Source organism: Sorangium aterium (assembly GCF_028368935.1).
GTDB classification, from domain to species: domain Bacteria; phylum Myxococcota_A; class Polyangia; order Polyangiales; family Polyangiaceae; genus Sorangium; species Sorangium atrum.
Genome location: NZ_JAQNDK010000005.1, coordinates 742947 through 760363, shown reverse-complemented (window position 1 = coordinate 760363; position 17417 = coordinate 742947). Strand labels below are relative to the sequence as shown.

Sequence of the window (17417 nt, the reverse complement as noted above, 5' to 3'; positions counted from 1 at the left end):
GGCAGCGCGATGAAGGGCGTAAGGGGGCAGCTGGCGATGCTCGCCAGGGCCATCGCCGAGCTCATCTGGGGTTCGAGCCCCCTCCGGGCCCCGGGCTAGTGCGAGAGCCCGCTGCTCCCCGACGGCGCAGCGGGGCGCGTCTGGACCAGGTGACGTGCTAGGCGGCCGCGCTCCCGCGGCCGGCTGCGCCGTTTCCCCCTTCGTTGAGCTTCGCCTCGTGCTTTGCGACCCACTTGCGGAGCCGCTGCGACAGAGGTGACCGCCCGTTTTCGTAGTTGGCGACCGAGCTGCGCGCGAGGCCGAGCTTTTCGCCGAGCTCGGCCTGCGAGAGCCCGAGCTTCTCGCGAAGCACCTTCAGCGTCGTCGAGTCTGTCGCCGCTTTCGGGCGCGCCGATGCGCTCGGAGGGGTGGCCGGCACGGCCTCGACCGCGCGCCCGGCCCGCTGAGGGCGCTCGGCCGCCACCGGCGGCGACTCGGCGCGAGCGCCTTCCGGAGCGGCGCGCCGCGCGACGGGCGCTCGGACGCTGCTCGTGCTCCCCGCGAGCTTCTCGCCGCAAAACGGGCAGAAGTCGAACGCGAGGACCTTGCCCGAGTCGTTGCGGAACTCGACTCCCTGGATCGACGCTGGAATCCCTTGCGCGCGGCGCTCTTCGCTCGCCCACCCGTACACGAGCGTGAGCCCGCGCTCCTCTTGATTCACCGGTAGACCGGTCTGACTCATCCGAAGGCAGACCGTCCTGCCGTCGCGCGTGCACTGTCGTCCGATCATGGGCATCGTCATCTCCTCTTTTTCGTGCGGGCGCAGGCGTATCCGGTCCAACTTTTGCGCAGTACTGCTCACCTGTCAAGGTGGACACATGCCCGGTCGAACATTTGCGCGATACTGTTCATTTGTCAAGGCAGATAAACGGGAAGCCTGGGCGAGGAAGAGGCGATGATGTAGGGATCGTCGACGAGCTCGTTCCCGCCCTCTTCAGCGTGGAACCCGCGCGTGGAACCGCGCCCGGCCTGTCTACGTTTCCTTTCCTCGCGTCCTCGCGCTCCTGGGGGAGCTTGCAGCCGATGAGCCCCGTCAACGTTTACCACTGCCAGCGATGCATCGCGCCGCTGGAGGTCCCGCCGGGCATCCGCACGATCGTGTGCCGTTACTGCGGAACACACAACGAGCTGCAGCGCCCAGGCCCGCCCGCGGCCGCGCCTCACCCCGCTGCGCCGCCGAGCCGCAGCCTCGCCGCTGCGGCGCCGAGCCGCACGCTCGCCGCGATCCTCATCGGGGTCGCCATCGCCGTCGCCATGATCGTGAGCGTCGCCATCCTCGCCCCGCGGCGCGTCCGGGTCCCCGGAGCTCTCCGCGGCCCGCTCGATCTCGAGTGGTCGAACGAGCGCAAGTTCGTCGTCAAGTCCGACGAAGCGCTCTACGGCGAAGTCTCCATCTTCGAGGGCACGTACCAGATCACCTTTCACGGCTTCCCACAAGGCACCAGGTGGAAGGTCGCGGAGAAGAGCGGGCGCATCGAGAGCGACATCTATGACATCATCAAGCTCGACAATGTCGAGGGCCAGCTCGGAAGAATACCAGTCGCCAGGTACCGCGATACCCTGCTAGGGCCCAAGGCGAAGCTCGAGATCGAGCTCCCCTCCGGACAGGCAGCTTCCATCGAGCTGCGCCAGGCCGACGCCGCCATGTCCCTCCTGTCGGTGCTCGATCGGGTCAAGAATGGTCCGGTCCTCTTCGAAGGTGAGCCGAAGCAGGAGGGCGATCTAAGCAGCGTGCTCCTCCTGGAGACGGCTTCCATGAAGCTCTTCGGCCAGGCGGTCCTGCTGCAAGACGTCGATCTGGTGGCGTTCACGCGCCGGCTCCCGGAGATCAAGGGCCGAAAGACGTGCACCGGGTACAAGGACCGAGCGGGCGAGCCGCTCCCTGACCTGACGATCCGGTTCAAGGAGACCGAGGCCACCGTGCTCGATAGGCGGACCGGGGCCGTCGTGCAGAAGAAGGTCTTTCCGCCGGATGAAGAGTGCCCGATGTTCAGGGTTTCGATCGGCGACGATCGCGAGCGAGAGCAGGACAGCTACCCGCCGACGCGGGACATCGAGTCATGGCTGAGCGCCTTGGTCCAGCGTTAGGCGACCGAGACGACGGGCCATGTACCGCGCCGGCGACGCGCCGAGCGCCTTGCGGAACATGGTGACGAAGCTGCTCGCGCTCTCGTAGCCGAGGTCGCTCGCGACGCTCTGCACGCTCGCGCCGCGCGAGAGCCGCTGGAGGGCCAGGACGATGTGGAGCTGCTGGCGCCAGCGACCGAAGCTGAGGCCGGTCTCCCGGACGAGCAGCCGGTTGAGGGTCCGTTCGCCGACGCCGATCCGGCGGGCCCACGTCCCCATCGTCGCGCCGTCGGCGGGGTTCTCCGCCATCGCGTCGACGAGCTTTCGGAGGCGCTGGTCGGCCGGCATCGGCAGGCGGTGTTTCTCGATCGTCGCCGCCGCCAGCTCGTCGAAGAGGACGGCCACGAGCCGCGCGTCCGGCCCGTCGAGGTCGTAGAGCGCGGGGCGCGCCGCGAGACGGACGAGCAGCTCGCGAAAGAGCGGCGTGACCGAGACGGCGCAGCACTCGGCCGGCAGGTTCGGAGCCGCGTCCGGCTCCATGAAGACGCCGTAGCCCTCGAGCGGCGCGCGCCCTCGTATCTTGTGGAGCACTCCGCCGGGGATCCACAGCGCCGAACGCGGCGGGATGATCCACAGCGCGTTCGACGCCTCGCACGTGACCTCGCCGCGCTCGAGGAAGAACAGCTGTGACTCGCGATGGCTGTGGAACTCGCTCTCCAGCCCGCCGGTGACCATGCTCAGGCCGACGGCGTTGGCGGGCCGGGCGAGCGTGCTTCGCCAGCGGCCACGATCCTCGAACGCGAAGCGGCGCGAGAGCGACTCCATCGCTTCGGCCATCGATGCGCGTGGCTCGTTTGCGAGCTGGACCTCGCCATGAAAGGTCCACCCGGGGGAAGCGCTCGACGGCGACGCGGGCGGGGCCGACGAGCCTTTCGTGGTGGAGCCGGCGGAGGGCGAGGCCGGTGCCGGCGATGCCGTCGATGACACGGACGACGCGGGGCGCTTCCTTCGCTTCGAATCCATGGCCGGTTTGCGAAACAAAATGTCTTCATTTCGGAATGCGGTCAAGGTCGCCGGCTGCGATGGTTCCTCTGCGCGCTCCGGCAGCCGTGCCGGAGCCCGGGAAACCGCGCTTCGGCGGACGGGAACGAGGAGGCTCTTCGATGCGGAAGGTGATGACCGCGCAGCAGCTCGAGGCGATCGTCGGCGCCCCGATCCCGGCCGTGCGCATGAAGCAGATCGGCGCCCTGGACGAGGGTTGTCGGCGCGTCCTCGCCAATGCACCGATCGCCGGCTTCGGTTTTCGTGATGAACAGGGAGGCTGGCACAGCACCTTCATCGGAGGCGCCCGCGGCTTCGTGCACGTGGAATCGCCGAAGTGCATCCGGTTCGAGCTACCGGCGAGACACCCGACGCCGAAGTCCGGCAGCGGCGCCTCCTTCGTCTTCCTCTTGCCGGGAATCGGCGAGACCCTTCGGCTCAACGGCTCCGTGGCGGAGCGACGCGGCGGCCGGATCATCGTCACTGTCGAGGAGGCCTTCGTGCACTGCGCGAGGAGCATCCTCCGATCCGGCCTCTGGGAGGGGCCGCGCGCTCCCGCCGCCACCGCCGTCGAGCCGCCGTTCCCGCGTGACGGCGCGCGTCAGGAAAGGGAAGGTGGACTGCTCGGTGATCCGAGCGTTGCCCGCTTCCTCGCGTCGAGCCCCTTTGCCGTCGTCTCGTCGTGGGACGCTGCGGGCTCGGGCGATACGAGCCCGCGAGGGGATTTCCCGGGCTTCTTGCGGATCCTCGACCACGAGACGCTCGTCATCCCCGATCGCCGGGGAAACCGGCGGACCGATACGTTCCACAACGTCATGACGTGCGCCCAGGTCTCCCTCGCGGCCGTGGTTCCAGGGCGCGACGACGTTCTCCACGTCAGCGGCACGGCGTACGCCACCGACGAGCCGGCGCTCCTGTCGACCATGGCGCTCGCGGGAAAGCCGCCGCAGGCGGCGCTCGTCATCCGCGTGGAGCGCGCGGAGCTCCTGGCGAACGAGGCCCTGCAGCGGTCGAAACTCTGGCAACGCGCCGCCCACGGCGACGCGGCCGCCATCCCCGATCTGATGGCCCTGGCGACCCAGCATCTCGCGCTCAACAAAAGCGGCGGCGCGAAGGCGGCGATGATTCGCATCCTCGGCAGCGGCGCCGGCGCCTTCCCGAGGCTCCTGCGTTGGCTCATCGATCTCGGTTACCGCAAGGGGCTGACGGACGAGGGCTACGACCGCGGCGCGGCGCTCCGAAGCGGCGACGAGGCGATCCGCCCGCGAGGATCTCGCCGTCGAGCCGTTCGACAACGAGGCTCATGAAACTCCGGCGGGCCCGAGGGCCCGGATGGTGCGCATCTTCGGCGCATTTCGTGAGACCGCGAATGCCGCCGCGACGAGGGTCGACGGGAGCGCGTCGACGGGCGCTCAGCTCGGACAGCGGAGCGATTCGGTTCAATCCACGCGAACCACGGCGACCTGCGCTATCTTGCCGGGAGGCTCGACGTCGACGGTGACGAAATGGCGCCCGATGCCATCGAGCCGCTCGGGGATCGCGCCGCCGCCGCCCGAGATGTACGCAGGGATCCCCGCGTTCTCGAAGGCATAGAACGAGTGGATGTGGCCGTAGAACGTGAGATCCACGCGCCCGTCCGCGAGCATCGTGAGGAGCTTGTTCGCCTCGGCGCGGCTCGCGAACGCGCCGTTCCGGGAGCCCACCGGGTCGAGGGGCGCGAGGTGCATCGTGACCACGTGCAGGAGATCCTGCCCCTCGGCGAGCCAGCCGTCGAGCCACCCGTAGGCGAGCGGATCGATCGTCGCGCTCGCCGAGTCGAGCATCGTGAACTGCACGCCCCGGAACACGAAGCGGTAATTCCCGCGGCCGAACCACTCGTGGTAGAGGTCGTCCCGCGTTCCGAGCTCGTGGTTGCCGAGCGTCGCATAGCAGGGAAAACGGAGCGTCTTCATCTCGCGCTGGAATCGCTCGAGCTGCTCGGGCGAGCCCCGCGACGTGAGATCGCCGCTGATGAGCGCGAAGCGAATGCCCTCCGCCTCGTTCATCCTCGCGTAGATGTCCTGAACGCGGTCGATGTCCTCCTGGACGTCGGCGAAGACCGCGAACCGCCACGGCTCGCGCCGCGCCTCGTCCGGCGGGCGCAGCGAGAGGGTCGCCTCGACGCCGGGCGGCAGGGAGAGGCGGAAGGTGCGCTGGGTCGGAAACGACGTTTGGACGAGCTCCACGGGCACGCGCTCGTCCCCGACCCGCGCCGAGAGCTCGGCGTCGGCGAGCATGTTTTCGATCGTGATCTTCCACGGCCCGCCCGCCTCGTCGGTGAGGCGGATCGAGAGCGCGGGCGCGCTCGCCCAGAGCGCGAGCTCGCCCGGGTCGAGGCGGCGGATCGCCGCGAGCCCCTCGTCCACGGCGACGCGCGCCTGTCCCCGTGAGGTCTTTCCCACCTCCAGGTCGCGGCGCGCGCGGCCCTCGGCCACGTCCAGGCAGGACAGGGCGAGCGGCGCGGTGAGGGCGAGCAGCGCGAGGAGAGCATTTCTCAGGATCATGGCGAGTCTCCGGAGCGAAAGAGCAGCGCGAGGCGCCCTACGTACGCGGAGCCCGCCTTGACGTCGGCGAGCAGGCCCCAGCGGGGCGAGGCATAGAGCCGACCCTCCAGGCCGAAATGGCCCGGGACGCCGCTGCCGAGGCCGGGGAGCTTCGCGCCGCCGACATACCCGTCGTGCCGGTGGTCGTAAACCACCTTGGCCTCGCCGCGAGGATACCCCGCGTGCCCGAGGTACGCGCCGAAGGCGAAGCGGGGAATCAAGAGCTCATTCCCCTCGAGCGGGCGGCGGCCATAGCGGTAGCCCTCGATCGCGATCCCCCAGCCCATCTCCGCGAACGAGCCCCGCAGCGTGCGCCCGATGTGGGCGAGATCGAGCCGGCCCTCGAGGCTGACCTCGCCGGTGGTGATCGAGAAGCCGTCGGAGATATAGCGGTGATGGGTGAGCGCGCCCTCGATCTCGAGGAACGAGCCGTCCGCCGCGCGCGGGCCGTCCGGCGTGCCGGGGCCGATGAAGCGATGCGCGGCCTCGGCGCGGAGGCGCGCATTGTCGTCGTTCAAGGCAAACCAGCCAGAGCCCGAGAGGCGGACCGAGCTCAGGCGCAGATCCATGCCCGGCACGAGAAACGTGCGGTAGGCGAACGTGGGATCGTGGACGTAGGCCAATCCGAGCTGCGTCTCGATCCAGGGCAGCGACGAAGGAGGACTGCCGGTGCCGCCCTCCGGGGCGAGCACGCCATAGAGGTCCGCCAGAAGGGAGATCCCGAACAGGCCCACGCCCGTGACGGTGGTGAGCACGATGGGCGCGATGACACGCCGCGAGGCCCCTGAGGCCGCCGCGCCCGCGAGCCCGCCCACGGCGAGACCGGCGCCCGCGCCCTCGAGCGCCAGGAGGGCCCAGCCCGTGCGCGGCTCACCCAGGATCAGGTGCCCGGTGCCGTGTGCGATGACCCCGGGGAACACCGCGCCGGCCGCGGCGAGGGCGCGGCGCCCGGTGGAGACATCCTTGGTCGCCGGCGCCGAAATCGCTTTCGCCTCGCCTGGCGCGGCCATGGCCGGGGAGCCTGGCGCGCCGTCACCCGCCTCGACCTCGGCCGGCGCGACCACGAGGAGGAGCACCAGGGTGACGACGTGGCCTGTGGTGCGCGGGGGCCTCAGCATCGAGCTCTGCGTGGCGGGCGCCTACCGTGGCACGGCCGTGCCGGCTTTGCACGCGTCGAGAGCATCCCGATCCCCGCCGCGGTCGACGCGCGGTCCTGAAGAGCTCGCGGCGACCGAGGGCTCGTCGATCGCATCGAGATGACCTTCGTTCACGTCGCGCCGGACTCGACGTGGCCGACCGGGCAGCGCCTCCAGCACACGGGGCCCGTGACGCTTTGGCCCGCACCGCAGGTCGGATAGTGTTGTTCGACAACCAAGGAGAAGCCGCGAAGATGATCCGTTCCTCACGCGCCGCGACGGCGGCCATGACAAGCCTGTTCCTGCTCCCGCTCGGAGCGTGTGTCGCGGAGTCGGGGGCGCGGCCTCCCGCCGCGGCCACCGCCCCCTCACCCGGCCCAGAGCCCGCGGCCCCTGCGACGAGCCCCGCTCCTGCCGCGACCTCGCCGGCGACGGCCGCCACCGCGCCGGCAACAGCCGCACCCGGCCCGGCGGCCCCCGCGGCGGTGGATCTCGATGCGCTCTACAGCGAGGCGATCTTCAAGTCCGCCGTCGTCACGCCCGCTGCCGCGCGCAAGCTCGTGCCGCTCAAGCCCGACGCGAACGGCACCTACACCGTGACAACCTGGGCCGGCTGCCGGGGCGACGGCGGACCGAACAAGTGCGGCGCGTACGTGGCGCAGCAGCCCGTGAACGTGAAGTGGGACGTGTGGGTCACGAGCAACGGCGAGCTCCAGAACAAGTGCAAGACATGGACAGGCGATGTGGTGCTCCAGATCCACCAGGTCCTCGGCATGTCCGCCCCGCAGCCGCCGCTGCCCGCGGACACGATGGAGCGGCAGTTCGTCACGTTCTCGGGGGTGCCGGCCGCGAGCATCTTCCGCCCGTGCACGGACGCCCGCGTCGACACCGACTCCTGCAACGGGACGAAGCTGCCTGAAAAGCAGCCTGCACCGGCTCCGGCCGATTACTACAGGTGGTTCACGAACCAGGCGATGTCCTCATGGCAGGTGCCGGAGAAGGGTCAGACGCCCACGGGCTTCCCCTGGACCAGGCTGGGCTATTCGTACAACTGGGCGCCGGGCGCGGACATCTACGGGGCGTCCGAGTACGTCATCTCCGGCAGCGCGAAGGGGGTGAAGCTTACCGTCGCCGCCGTCCAGACGGCCAAGGATTTCTGCAAGCCTTGAGCAGTGGGCAGACCCCAGCGAGCTCGAGACCGCCACGGTAGCGCTGCCGGAGGCGAAGCCAGGATGGAAGGCCTGGACCTGTGGCGAGCGGACCGTTGCTCGATCTCCCGCAAACCGCGGAGCTATGCCTGCGGCTCGGGGGCGTCCTCGCTCTTCTTTTCGGGCACGAGATAGATGCCAGGCAGGCTTATCAGGGTCATGGCGAATTTGGTCGCCAGATTGATGGCGAAGATCTGCCGGATCACGTCGAACGGCAGCACAAAGGCAAAGGCGCCGAAGCAAAACAGCAGGTTGTCGACCGGAACGCTGACCGCGTTGCTCGCGAGGACCGCGAGCCACTGGCGCCTGGGGCCCGCTTTTCTCAGATAGGCCTCGCGAACCCGATGAAAAACCTCGGTGTCCAGCAGCTCGCTCACGACCTCCGCGACGATGCTCGCGAACACGATTCGCCACACCGGGCTCAGGATCGCCGAGAACTGCTCGCCGAGCCCCCAGGACGGGTCGGACGGCACCTGTGCGGCCCAGAGGAGATAGAGGGCCATCAGGAGATTGACCCCGCCGGCGCAAAGGATCAGCGTCTGGGCGCCGCGCTTGCCGATGGTCTTGTGGACCATGTCCCGCAAGGTGAAGGTAAGGGGATAGATGAAGGTCCCCATGTCCACGGCCAGCGAGAAGACGACGCCGATCTTGAGGCTTGCGATCTGGCTGATGAGCTGCGCCGCGATATAGAGCGAGATGACGATGATGGCCGCCGGTCTGACGGCGTTCGCCAGATCTTGGCTCGCGCTCCTGGACGACAATTCGGACATGAGAATCGCCTCGTTTTTTAAGGCGGGCGTGGGGACCGCCGCAGTTGTGAGCCCGGGTGCCCAGGGCAGCGAGACATCCTGGTCAACAAACAAGACAAAAGTCGGCTGAATCTAGATAATAAGCTTGAATCTTCGCACAACATCAAGCCGAACTTAGAATCTAATCTCTCAAATCCGGCCAATTCAAAGCAAAAAAAACGAGGAATTACCTCAGGCAGCTCCTACCCCAGCAGCGACGCCGCCACCCTCGGCGCCTCCCGCGCGGGGCACCCCATCCAGCCCGAGAGCCGCTCCGCCGGCTCGCCGCTCGCGAGCGCCCGGAGCACCCGCTCCGCCACGTCCGCGCGGAGCGCCCGCGTCCCGAACACCGGGTAGCCGATCGCCGCGTACGCCCGCGGATCCACGCCCTTCGCGACCGCCATCGACACCGCGCCGGGCGGCGGGCACGCGGGCACCCGGCCGCGGTCGAACCAGGCGGCGCACAGCGCGAGGCGGCGCTCCAGCGCGCCGCGCCGGAGCAGCGGCTGCACGTAGAGCACGCGCTCGCCCACCTCGATGCCGTGCGCCGCGAGCAGCGCCCGGCCCTCCGGCGCGAGCTCCGCGACCTGCTCCTCGGCGTCGCGCGCCGCCGCCGTCCCGAGCCCCTGCTCCAGCTGGTAGACGATCCCGCGCGCCGCGGCCGGCAGCGCGCGCACCTCGGGCGCGCGCAGCGGCGCGAGCAGCGCCTCGACGAGATCGCGCGCGAACGCCACGAGCCGCCGGAGCACGCGCGAGCGCGCCCCCGCGCCGAGGTCCTCGAGCGCGGCGAGCCGCACGTCGGGCAGGAGCAGCGTCGGGCCGCGCGCGAGCTGCCCGAGCAGCCGCTCGCCGTCGAAGATCCGCCCGCCCACGTCGACCGAGAACCGCTCGTGCGGCGCCCCCACGAGCGCCTCGACCCAGCGCGCCCGGTCGTCCTCGGGCGCCGGCGCGGCAGGCCCCGGCGCGAGCCGGGCCCGCAGCGCCGCGATCGGCGCGAACGGGTGCCCCTCCGCCACCGCCGGCGGCTCGGCCTCCTCCCGGCGCGCGCCCGGCGACGACCGCGCGCCCGACGCCGCCCGCAAGCGGCGCGCCGCCCCGCCGCCCCGCTCGACGAAGCGCTGCACCAGCCGCTCGTGGAGCGCGTCGCTCAGGCGATCCTCGATCGCCCGCGTGCGCTCCTGCCACGCCGCCGCGTCGCGGACCCAGCGCGCGTGGTTCGAGATGTACGTCCACGTCCTGATCGACGCGATCCGCGTGATCAGCGTGTCGATGTCGCCGCCCACCTCGTCGATCTCGGCCACCCGGGCGGCCATCCAGCCCGCGTCGAGCGCCGCGCTCGGGCCCGAGAGCTGCCCGTAGATCTCGGCGAGGAGCGCGACGTGCGACTCGAACAGGAGCTTGCGGAAGTCGGGGATGCGGCAGACCTCCCAGAGGAGCCCCACCGCCTCTTCACCCCGCGCGCGCGCTCGCACCTCCGGGTCCTCGGCGAGCCTCGCCAGCGCGGCCGTGTCCTCCGCGTCGTCGACGAGCCTCAGCGAGCGGGCGCGCGGGCGCGCCCGGAGCGACCCGAGGAGCGCGTCGATCGAGCTCATGTCGAGCTCGCTGCTCCGCCAGAGCAGCCTCCGCACCGGCGGGAACCTGTGCGCCTCGATCGCGGCGGCCACGCCGTCGGGGAGCGACAGCGGCGCGACGGTGCCGAAGGTCCCGTCCGCGAGGTGCCTGCCCGCGCGGCCGGCGATCTGCGCGAGCTCGGCGGGGTCGAGGTCGCGCACGGCGCGCCCGTCGAACTTGCGGAGCGCCGCGAACGCGACGTGGCGCACGTCGAGGTTGAGCCCCATGCCGATCGCGTCGGTGGCGACGAGGTAGTCGACCTCGCCCGACTGGAAGAGGGCGACCTGCGCGTTGCGGGTGCGCGGCGAGAGCGCGCCGAGCACCACGGCCGCGCCGCCCCGCTGCGCGCGCAGCCGCTCGGCGATCTCGTAGACCTGCGGGGTCGAGAACGCGACGACGGCGCTGCGCGGCGGCAGCCGCGAGAGCTTACCGGCCCCGGCGCTCGCGAGCCGCGAGAGGCGCGGGTGCTGGACGATGCTGGCGGTCGGCACGAGCTCGGCCACGAGCGGCCGCATCGTGTCGGCGCCCAGGAACCAGGTCTCCCGCCGGCCGCGCGAGAGGAGCAAGCGCTCGGTAAACACGTGGCCGCGCTGGTCGTGCGCGGCGAGCTGGATCTCGTCGATGGCCAGGAAGTCGACCTCCAGATCGACCGGCATCGCCTCGACGGTGCACACCCAGTAGTCCGGCCGCCTCGGGACGCGCTTCTCCTCGCCGGTCACGAGCGCGACGCGGGCCTCGCCGACCCGGGTGGTCACGCGGTCGTAGACCTCGCGCGCGAGCAGGCGCAGCGGCAGGCCGATCATGCCCGAGTCGTGCGAGAGCATGCGCTCGATGGCGCGGTGGGTCTTGCCGGTGTTGGTCGGGCCCAGGACGGCGGTGATGGGGGAAGCGTCGACCATGGCGCACGCAGCTTAGTACCGGACGCCGCAGTTACGCCTCCGCGCGAGACGCCGAGGGCGTGCGCCTCGGGTCCTTGCTGCTGGGCGGGCTCGTCCTCGGGCTCGCCGATGGCCCTGCGGAGCCCGAGCGGCGGAGCCCGACCCGCGCCGGAGGCCCCGTGGGCCTGTCACCGCTGACGGCACGGCGATCGTCGCTTCGGCGCGCGGCCGCGTCGAGCCCCGCGACGGAAGCGTAGACACCGTCGGCGAACGACGGATCTGTCTCAGCGTGCCGCCGGGTCCGCGAGCCAAGCGGCGAGCGCCTCGGGCGGGAGTGCCAGCTTTGCATCGTCGAGGCGATCGGCGCCCAGGCGCTCGAACCGTTCAGCCAACACGGAGTGCTCCATCTCGGTCAGCGGTCGGCCCAGCTTCTTCTCGAACTGCCTCGCCAGCACCCGGAGCTGCCCCTCCTGGAGGCCCTCCTTGCGCCCCTCCTGGAGGCCCTCCTTGCGCCCCTCCTGGAGGCCCTCCTTGCGTCCCTCGGTAAGGCCCTCCCTGCGCGCCTCGTCGCGGAGGGATTGCTTGAGCTGCTCGAACCACTGCTGAACTTCCGTCACGATCTCCTCCTCCTCCGCGTCTTCCGCGGTGCGCGCCGAGGGCTCAGCCGGGACCTCGAAGCGCAATCTTAACAGCCAGGGCAGGGCGATGCCCTTCTCCCAGGCGTCGTCGGGCAGGGCGATGAGCTCACGAATGGCATCCCGGAGCACGGCGCGCGCGCCGAGCAGGCGCAGCAGCAGGGTGTCTCGGGTGCGCGGCAGCTCGGCGATGACAACGAGGTCGATCCGCCATCCCGGCGCGGCCCGGTACAGGCCGGGGCGCCCGGGCACCGGGTCGAAGCCGAACGCGTCGAGCACGGTGGCGGGCCGGCCGCTGCTGAGGACGCATAGCCGCGGGAAGGGCACGGCGCCGCCGGCGCGGCGCTCGAGCTCATGATGCCAGTGGAGCTGCTTGCGGACGCAGCCGCGCAGCTCGGCCGGACCGGGGGTGTCGTGGAAGGGCTCGAACTGACAGGGCTCTGCCGCGAGCTCGCCGAGCAGGCCGAGCTCTGCGCGCAACGCGGCGCGGGCGGGATCGGGCACGTACCAGATGTCCATGGTCTGGGAAGTTGCGATGACCTCGACCTGAGTGTTGGCGCCGCCGACGAGACCGAGGGTCTCGCGCAGGACGCTCTTGCAGAAGGCGTCAAATCTGCTGCGCATTGATGCGGTGACGAGGATGGGATTCATCGAGCGTGCCAGCAAGCCAATTTTCGCGTGGTGCAGGCTGATTTTACGAAGCGACGCAGAGTGACGTCGCGTATGGGGAGGAGAAGAATCGGGCCATTACATGCTCCTCATCGATGTCGTTCAAAAATCGTGTCTTCAGCGCTGCGCCGCTGCGGCTTGGGGGTGCGAATCGATGGATAGGAGAGTGGCAGTTCGTCGGGGGGATGTTCGGGGTGCGCGTGCGCGTACCGCGGGAGAGCGCGAAGGACGCGGCGGTCGAAGGCGTGGACATCGACGCTGGGGATCGAGCTCCTGCGCACGCAGCGCGCTGGCCCGTGTCACGGACGAGCACGGCAGCTCGCTCTGGGCTGCATCGACGTCGGGGTTCGGCGGGCCCCGAGCGCCTGAACAGCGAGAATTTCACTAATATTGTATTCGCAGGAACGATGCCCTGGGCCACCTGGGCGAGAACGGCTTCTCCCTCTTCAGCGACATCGACCCCTCGCCTTGATGCCGCGGAGCGCCCGGAGGGCCTGGGAGCAGCCTGCCGATGCAGGGAGGAGAAGATGCGACAGCAGCCCGCTTGCGCTCGGCCTTCGTCGCGCCGCCGGGCCCGTGGCATGATGGGACGAGATGCCGGCCGCTGTAAGACGCGCGACATGGGGCCCGGCCTCTGCTAGACCGCGGAGGCCCGAACGGACGGACGCTGGGACGCGGAAGGCTCGATCGCATGCTGTCGCTTGAAGCGGGGAGCGTCGTCGGTGGGAAGTATCGCCTGGAGCGGCCGCTGTCGGGCGGCGCCATGGGCTTCCTCTGGGTGGCCCGGCACCTCCATCTCGACGTCGAGGTCGCGCTCAAGTTCATGATGCCGCAGCACGCCGACTCCCCCGTCGCGCGCGCGCGGTTCGAGCGGGAGGCGAAGGCGTCGGCCCAGCTCCGGACGCCCAACGTGGTCCACGTCTACGACTACGGCCTCGAGGGCGACACGCCTTACCTCGCCATGGAGCTGCTCGAAGGCGAGGACCTGGCGGCGTACCTCGCGCGCCACGGGCGCCTCGAGCCGGAGGAGCTGCTCGGCATCGTGAGCCAGGTGAGCAAGGCGCTCCGCCGCGCGCACGAGGTGGGGCTCATCCACCGCGACCTCAAGCCGGCGAACATCTTCCTCGCGCGGCAGGGCGAGGAGATCGTCAAGATCCTCGACTTCGGGGTCGCCAAGTCGACCGGCACCGGGCTGGCCGCCGACGCGACGAAGACCGGCACGCTCATCGGCTCGCCGCACTACATGAGCCCGGAGCAGGTGCGCCGGAGCAAGACGATCGACTTCCGCAGCGATCTCTGGTCGCTCGGCGTGATCATCTTCCAGTGCCTCACGGGCCAGCTGCCCTTCCCCGGCGAAGAGCTCGGCGACGTGCTCGTGGAGATCTGCACGGGCGACATTCCGGTCGCCTCGCAGCTCGCGCCGAACCTCTGGCCCGAGCTGGATCGTTTCCTGGAGCGCGCGCTCAAGCGCGAGCCCGCGGAGCGGTTCCAGAGCGCGAGCGAGCTCGCCCGCGCGTTCGCCGCGGCGGTGCAGCGCAGCGGGGTGGTGCCGGACTCGCGCGACTCGCTGGATTCGACCGAGGCGCTGGCTCAGGGCGTCGCGCCGGCTCACGGCGGCGCGCCGACTCACGGTATCGCGCAGGCTCTCGGCATCGCGCAGGCTCACGGCGTCGCGCAGGCTCACGGCGTCGCGCAGGCCGTCGGGGGTGGCACCGTGGCCCTGGACGACGCGGTGACCGCCGGCGGCACGCTGGCGGCGGGCGGGACGGTCGTGGCGGACCGCACCCAGGTCCCGGGAGGCGTGGGGGGCCCGGGCGACACGCTGGCCGCGGGCGGCACGCTGACCGCCAGCGGCACGCTGGAGGCCGTGGGAGGTGCGCTGTCCCCGCCCGTGGATCGTCGCGCCCCGTCGCGAGCGGCGCTCGCCGTGGCTGCCAGCGTACTCGTGGTCGGCCTGGGGATCGCCGCCGTCGTCCTGCTTCGCTCGCCTGCTCCCGAGGTCACCGCTGCCCCTGCGGCGGCGTCTCCGCCCCACGCTCCGGGATCCGCCGCAGCGCCGGCGCGGGTGGAGGAGGTGCCTTCCCCGCCTCCCCCGGACGAGAGCGCCGTCCCCGCCACGTCGGCTTCGTCGGCCCCGGCGGGCGCAGACGCCGCGTCGGCAGCTCCCTCACCCGCTCCCCCCTCCGGCTCGGCGAGGGCCACGCTCAGATCGACACGTCCGTCGGCGCCTCCGCCGGCGAGGCGGCCTTCCCAGGCTGCGCCCTCCAACAAGGGCACTTCCGAGAAGGATCCGACCTTCGGCTTCTAGTGTCCGGTCCCTGAAGAGCGCGAACTAACCGTCGACGAACTTGATTGTCTCGTCGAGCGGCGCCCGGCCCGTACGGGTGTAACCGACCGTGGGGTCCTCGTAGCCGATCGACATGCCGCAGAAGAGGATGAGCCCGTCCGGGGATGACAGGACCTGCGCGACGGTCTTGCGAACCTGCGACCACGCCATCTGCGGGCAACTGTGCAGCGCTTCGGCGCGCAGCAGCAGCATGACGGTCTGCAGATACATCCCGGTGTCGGCCCATTGGGCCGGGCCCACGTCGCGGTCGATGTAGCAGAACAGGGCGGCGGGCGCGCCGAAACAGTCCCAGTTCGCGATCGCGGCCCTCTGCCGCGCCTCCCAGTCCTCGCGAGCAATGCCGAGCGAGGCGTAGCGCTCCCTGCCGAAGGCGGACCGGCGCTCTCTGTACGGCGACTTCAGCCCCGTCGGGTACATTTCGTACTCCCGCTCGTCCCAGGGGTCGCCTGCAGCCACGCGCTCAACGGCGAGCTTCTTGAGCTCGGCCAGCGGCGCGCCGGTCACCACGTAGATGTTCCACGGCTGGAGGTTCGACCCGGATGGCGACCAAGCCGCCGCGGATAGCACGCGCTCCAGCACTTCCCTCGAGACGGGCTGGTCGGTGAATCCGCGCACCGCCCGTCGGCTCCTGACTGCCTCATAGACGTCCATGACCGCCTGCCTCTTCAGATCTTCTCATTGACATCACAAACCTATTCGACGACTTGACCAGGATCGAATCGCCGCGTGGCGGAGGGAGACCGACTCGGGCGGATAGTGCAAGCAAACGGGTTCCGTAAGTCAAGGGGCGTCTTATCCCACATCGCAGTGGGCAGAACATGCCATCCACCATCCTGGTCAAGTCGTCGAACAGGTTCGTGATTCATTGACACGCCGCACCACTGGACATCGACATGCAGGAGCCCCAACGCCCGGACGACATGGCCGACGCGTGCTCGACCAGGCCCCCCTGCATATCGGACATGGGCTCGCGCCTGGGCGGCGAGGCAGCCGGCCATATCGGACATGCAACCCTGATTCATTCACTCTCCTGAGAAAGCGACGGTAGTTCAAAAACCGATCGATGTCGTCGGCGGCGCTCTCTCTTGTGGGGCTAAAAAATCCATACGCTCGGGCACGTGCGGCGGCTGGCGCGCGCGGGGCGCCGGCGGAGGAGCAGGGCGCCGGCGCGGCGACGTCCGTTGCGAGGCTTGCCCCCTTGCGTTGGGAGCCCCGCGGGGCTCCTGCTCAGAGGTTCGCGGTCGTCAGCCAGTGGGGGTTCCTCGTCGTGCCGTCGAAGCGCTCCGTGGTCTTGAACTTCTCGTGTTCCCCTCTGGCGCCGAGCTCGGCGGTGCGCGCGAGGATCGCCGAGACGCGCTCGCTGCCGAGCGGCTGGAACGTGTAAGCCGCCTTGAGCGCCTGCTTGAGGACACCCAGGCTGTCACAGCCGGTGATGACCACCGACGTCGGCAAGCTCATGGGGTAGTGCAGGCAGGTTATCGGCGAGACCACGCCTGTCTTCGCGATCTCCCCGCCGGCGAACGGCTTCATTCCCAGCACCCCGATGCCCTGCTGCGCCAGCACCGGGAGCACCTTCTTCTCGAAGCTCCGGTAATGGGGATCCAAAACGTTGAGGGGCATCTGCACGGTGTCGAGCGGGACGCCCTGCCGCTCGGCCATCTTCAGCATGGCGAGGTGGATGTCCGGGTCCTTGTGTCCCGTGAAGCCGATGAACCGGATCTTGCCGGCCTTCTTCGCGGCCACGAGCGCCTCCATCGCGCCGCCGGGCCCGTAGATCTGCTCGGGATCGCCCATCCGGATGATCTCGTGCATCTGCACGAGATCGATGACGTCGGTGCGCAGCCGCCGGAGCGACTGCTCGAGCTGCGCCTCGGCGGTCGCCCGGGTGCGGCCGTCGAGCTTGGTCATCAGGAAGACCTTGCTGCGGTATCCGTCCTGAAGCGCCTTGCCCATGCGCTCCTCGCTCTTGCCGTCGTGATAGTCCCAGCAGTTGTCGAGGAAGGTGACCCCGTGATCGATCGCGAAGCGAACGAGCCGGATGCTCTCCTGCTCGTCGTCGGGAACCGCGATGTGGTAGCCGCCGAGGCCGAGGAGGCTGACCTTCACGCCGGTCCGCCCGAGAGTCCTCATCGGCATCACGCCGCCCGCCGGCAGTTCGACGTCCTCTTCCTCCGGCGCCCCGGAGGAAGGCCCCTCGGGAGGCTCCGGAGCGCCCGCGCCCGGGGATGTAGCGTTTTGCCGCAGCTGCGCGCTCCGCGCACACGCGCCGAGCGCGAGGCTGGCACCGGCGGCGTGGAGAAAGGTCCGCCGAGAAGGTCGCTTCGTCATGACAGGCAACGCTCCTTTTCAGGGCGAACCCCGACTGCAGGGGACATGCCATGCGAACGCAGGGACGAGCCCGCGTTCACGACCGAAG

The 17417-nt window shown here is 70.2% G+C and carries 13 protein-coding genes; 4 read left to right on the top strand and 9 right to left on the bottom strand.

Translation table 11 applies throughout. From position 1 onward, the window contains the following. Positions 1–157: 157 nt before the first annotated feature. A complete protein-coding gene (locus tag POL72_RS41155; RefSeq protein WP_272102327.1) occupies positions 158–769 on the bottom strand; it encodes a helix-turn-helix domain-containing protein in 612 nt (203 codons plus the stop codon). Between the two features lie 293 nt (positions 770–1062). Here POL72_RS41155 and POL72_RS41150 point away from each other — a divergent pair, with 293 nt between their 5' ends. Continuing rightward, complete coding sequence (locus POL72_RS41150) at positions 1063–2127, top strand: TFIIB-type zinc ribbon-containing protein (protein ID WP_272102326.1); 1065 nt, start codon at positions 1063–1065, stop codon at positions 2125–2127. On the opposite strand, the gene POL72_RS41145 is transcribed toward POL72_RS41150, so the two are convergent. Beyond that, entirely contained in the window at positions 2098–2943 is an 846-nt protein-coding gene (locus POL72_RS41145) for an AraC family transcriptional regulator (RefSeq protein WP_272102325.1), read from the bottom strand. The two genes, POL72_RS41150 and POL72_RS41145, sit on opposite strands and share 30 nt — an antisense overlap. 326 nt (positions 2944–3269) lie before the next feature. Between POL72_RS41145 and POL72_RS41140 the strand changes: the two genes are divergently transcribed. Continuing rightward, positions 3270–4454, top strand: a complete 1185-nt coding sequence (locus tag POL72_RS41140; RefSeq protein WP_272102324.1) for a pyridoxamine 5'-phosphate oxidase family protein — start codon at positions 3270–3272, stop codon at positions 4452–4454. A gap of 132 nt (positions 4455–4586) precedes the next feature. Here the strand turns inward: POL72_RS41140 and POL72_RS41135 are convergent, their stop codons facing one another. Both POL72_RS41135 and POL72_RS41130 read right to left on the bottom strand, forming a co-directional pair. Then, on the bottom strand, positions 4587–5690 hold the full coding sequence (locus POL72_RS41135) for a metallophosphoesterase family protein (RefSeq protein WP_272102323.1): 1104 nt from the start codon (positions 5688–5690) through the stop codon (positions 4587–4589). After that, a complete protein-coding gene (locus POL72_RS41130; RefSeq protein ID WP_272102322.1) occupies positions 5687–6847 on the bottom strand; it encodes a hypothetical protein in 1161 nt (386 codons plus the stop codon). The genes POL72_RS41135 and POL72_RS41130 overlap by 4 nt, the downstream gene beginning before the upstream one ends. A gap of 272 nt (positions 6848–7119) precedes the next feature. Between POL72_RS41130 and POL72_RS41125 the strand changes: the two genes are divergently transcribed. After that, positions 7120–8034, top strand: coding sequence for a hypothetical protein (locus POL72_RS41125; RefSeq protein ID WP_272102321.1), 915 nt, complete (start codon positions 7120–7122; stop codon positions 8032–8034). Positions 8035–8156: 122 nt separating this feature from the next. On the opposite strand, the gene POL72_RS41120 is transcribed toward POL72_RS41125, so the two are convergent. The 3 genes from POL72_RS41120 to POL72_RS41110 all read right to left on the bottom strand — a co-directional run bounded on the left by POL72_RS41120 (position 8157) and on the right by POL72_RS41110 (position 12609). Continuing rightward, complete coding sequence (locus POL72_RS41120; RefSeq protein ID WP_272102320.1) at positions 8157–8843, bottom strand: queuosine precursor transporter; 687 nt, start codon at positions 8841–8843, stop codon at positions 8157–8159. Positions 8844–9064: 221 nt separating this feature from the next. Next, positions 9065–11371, bottom strand: coding sequence for a helicase-related protein (locus POL72_RS41115; RefSeq protein ID WP_272102319.1), 2307 nt, complete (start codon positions 11369–11371; stop codon positions 9065–9067). Positions 11372–11634: 263 nt separating this feature from the next. Then, complete coding sequence (locus POL72_RS41110) at positions 11635–12609, bottom strand: Yae1 family protein (protein ID WP_272102318.1); 975 nt, start codon at positions 12607–12609, stop codon at positions 11635–11637. Between the two features lie 736 nt (positions 12610–13345). On the opposite strand from POL72_RS41110, the gene POL72_RS41105 reads away from it, so the two are divergent. Next, on the top strand, positions 13346–14962 hold the full coding sequence (locus POL72_RS41105; RefSeq protein ID WP_272102317.1) for a serine/threonine-protein kinase: 1617 nt from the start codon (positions 13346–13348) through the stop codon (positions 14960–14962). Between the two features lie 24 nt (positions 14963–14986). Here the strand turns inward: POL72_RS41105 and POL72_RS41100 are convergent, their stop codons facing one another. Then, positions 14987–15652 carry a nitroreductase gene (locus POL72_RS41100; protein ID WP_272102316.1) on the bottom strand — a complete coding sequence of 222 codons (666 nt, stop codon included), beginning with the start codon at positions 15650–15652 and terminating at the stop codon, positions 14987–14989. Positions 15653–16228: 576 nt separating this feature from the next. Next, positions 16229–17329 (bottom strand): aldo/keto reductase, encoded by a 1101-nt coding sequence (locus POL72_RS41095; RefSeq protein ID WP_272102315.1) that lies wholly within the window; start codon positions 17327–17329, stop codon positions 16229–16231. Positions 17330–17417 lie beyond the last annotated feature (88 nt).

Coding starts and splice junctions, on each gene's coding strand:
- POL72_RS41155 (WP_272102327.1), bottom strand. CDS start 769: ATGATCGGACGACAGTGCACGCGCGACGGCAGGACGGTCTGCCTTCGG.
- POL72_RS41150 (WP_272102326.1), top strand. CDS start 1,063: ATGAGCCCCGTCAACGTTTACCACTGCCAGCGATGCATCGCGCCGCTG.
- POL72_RS41145 (WP_272102325.1), bottom strand. CDS start 2,943: ATGGCCGAAGCGATGGAGTCGCTCTCGCGCCGCTTCGCGTTCGAGGAT.
- POL72_RS41140 (WP_272102324.1), top strand. CDS start 3,270: ATGCGGAAGGTGATGACCGCGCAGCAGCTCGAGGCGATCGTCGGCGCC.
- POL72_RS41135 (WP_272102323.1), bottom strand. CDS start 5,690: ATGATCCTGAGAAATGCTCTCCTCGCGCTGCTCGCCCTCACCGCGCCG.
- POL72_RS41130 (WP_272102322.1), bottom strand. CDS start 6,847: ATGCTGAGGCCCCCGCGCACCACAGGCCACGTCGTCACCCTGGTGCTC.
- POL72_RS41125 (WP_272102321.1), top strand. CDS start 7,120: ATGATCCGTTCCTCACGCGCCGCGACGGCGGCCATGACAAGCCTGTTC.
- POL72_RS41120 (WP_272102320.1), bottom strand. CDS start 8,843: ATGTCCGAATTGTCGTCCAGGAGCGCGAGCCAAGATCTGGCGAACGCC.
- POL72_RS41115 (WP_272102319.1), bottom strand. CDS start 11,371: ATGGTCGACGCTTCCCCCATCACCGCCGTCCTGGGCCCGACCAACACC.
- POL72_RS41110 (WP_272102318.1), bottom strand. CDS start 12,609: ATGCGCAGCAGATTTGACGCCTTCTGCAAGAGCGTCCTGCGCGAGACC.
- POL72_RS41105 (WP_272102317.1), top strand. CDS start 13,346: ATGCTGTCGCTTGAAGCGGGGAGCGTCGTCGGTGGGAAGTATCGCCTG.
- POL72_RS41100 (WP_272102316.1), bottom strand. CDS start 15,652: ATGGACGTCTATGAGGCAGTCAGGAGCCGACGGGCGGTGCGCGGATTC.
- POL72_RS41095 (WP_272102315.1), bottom strand. CDS start 17,329: ATGACGAAGCGACCTTCTCGGCGGACCTTTCTCCACGCCGCCGGTGCC.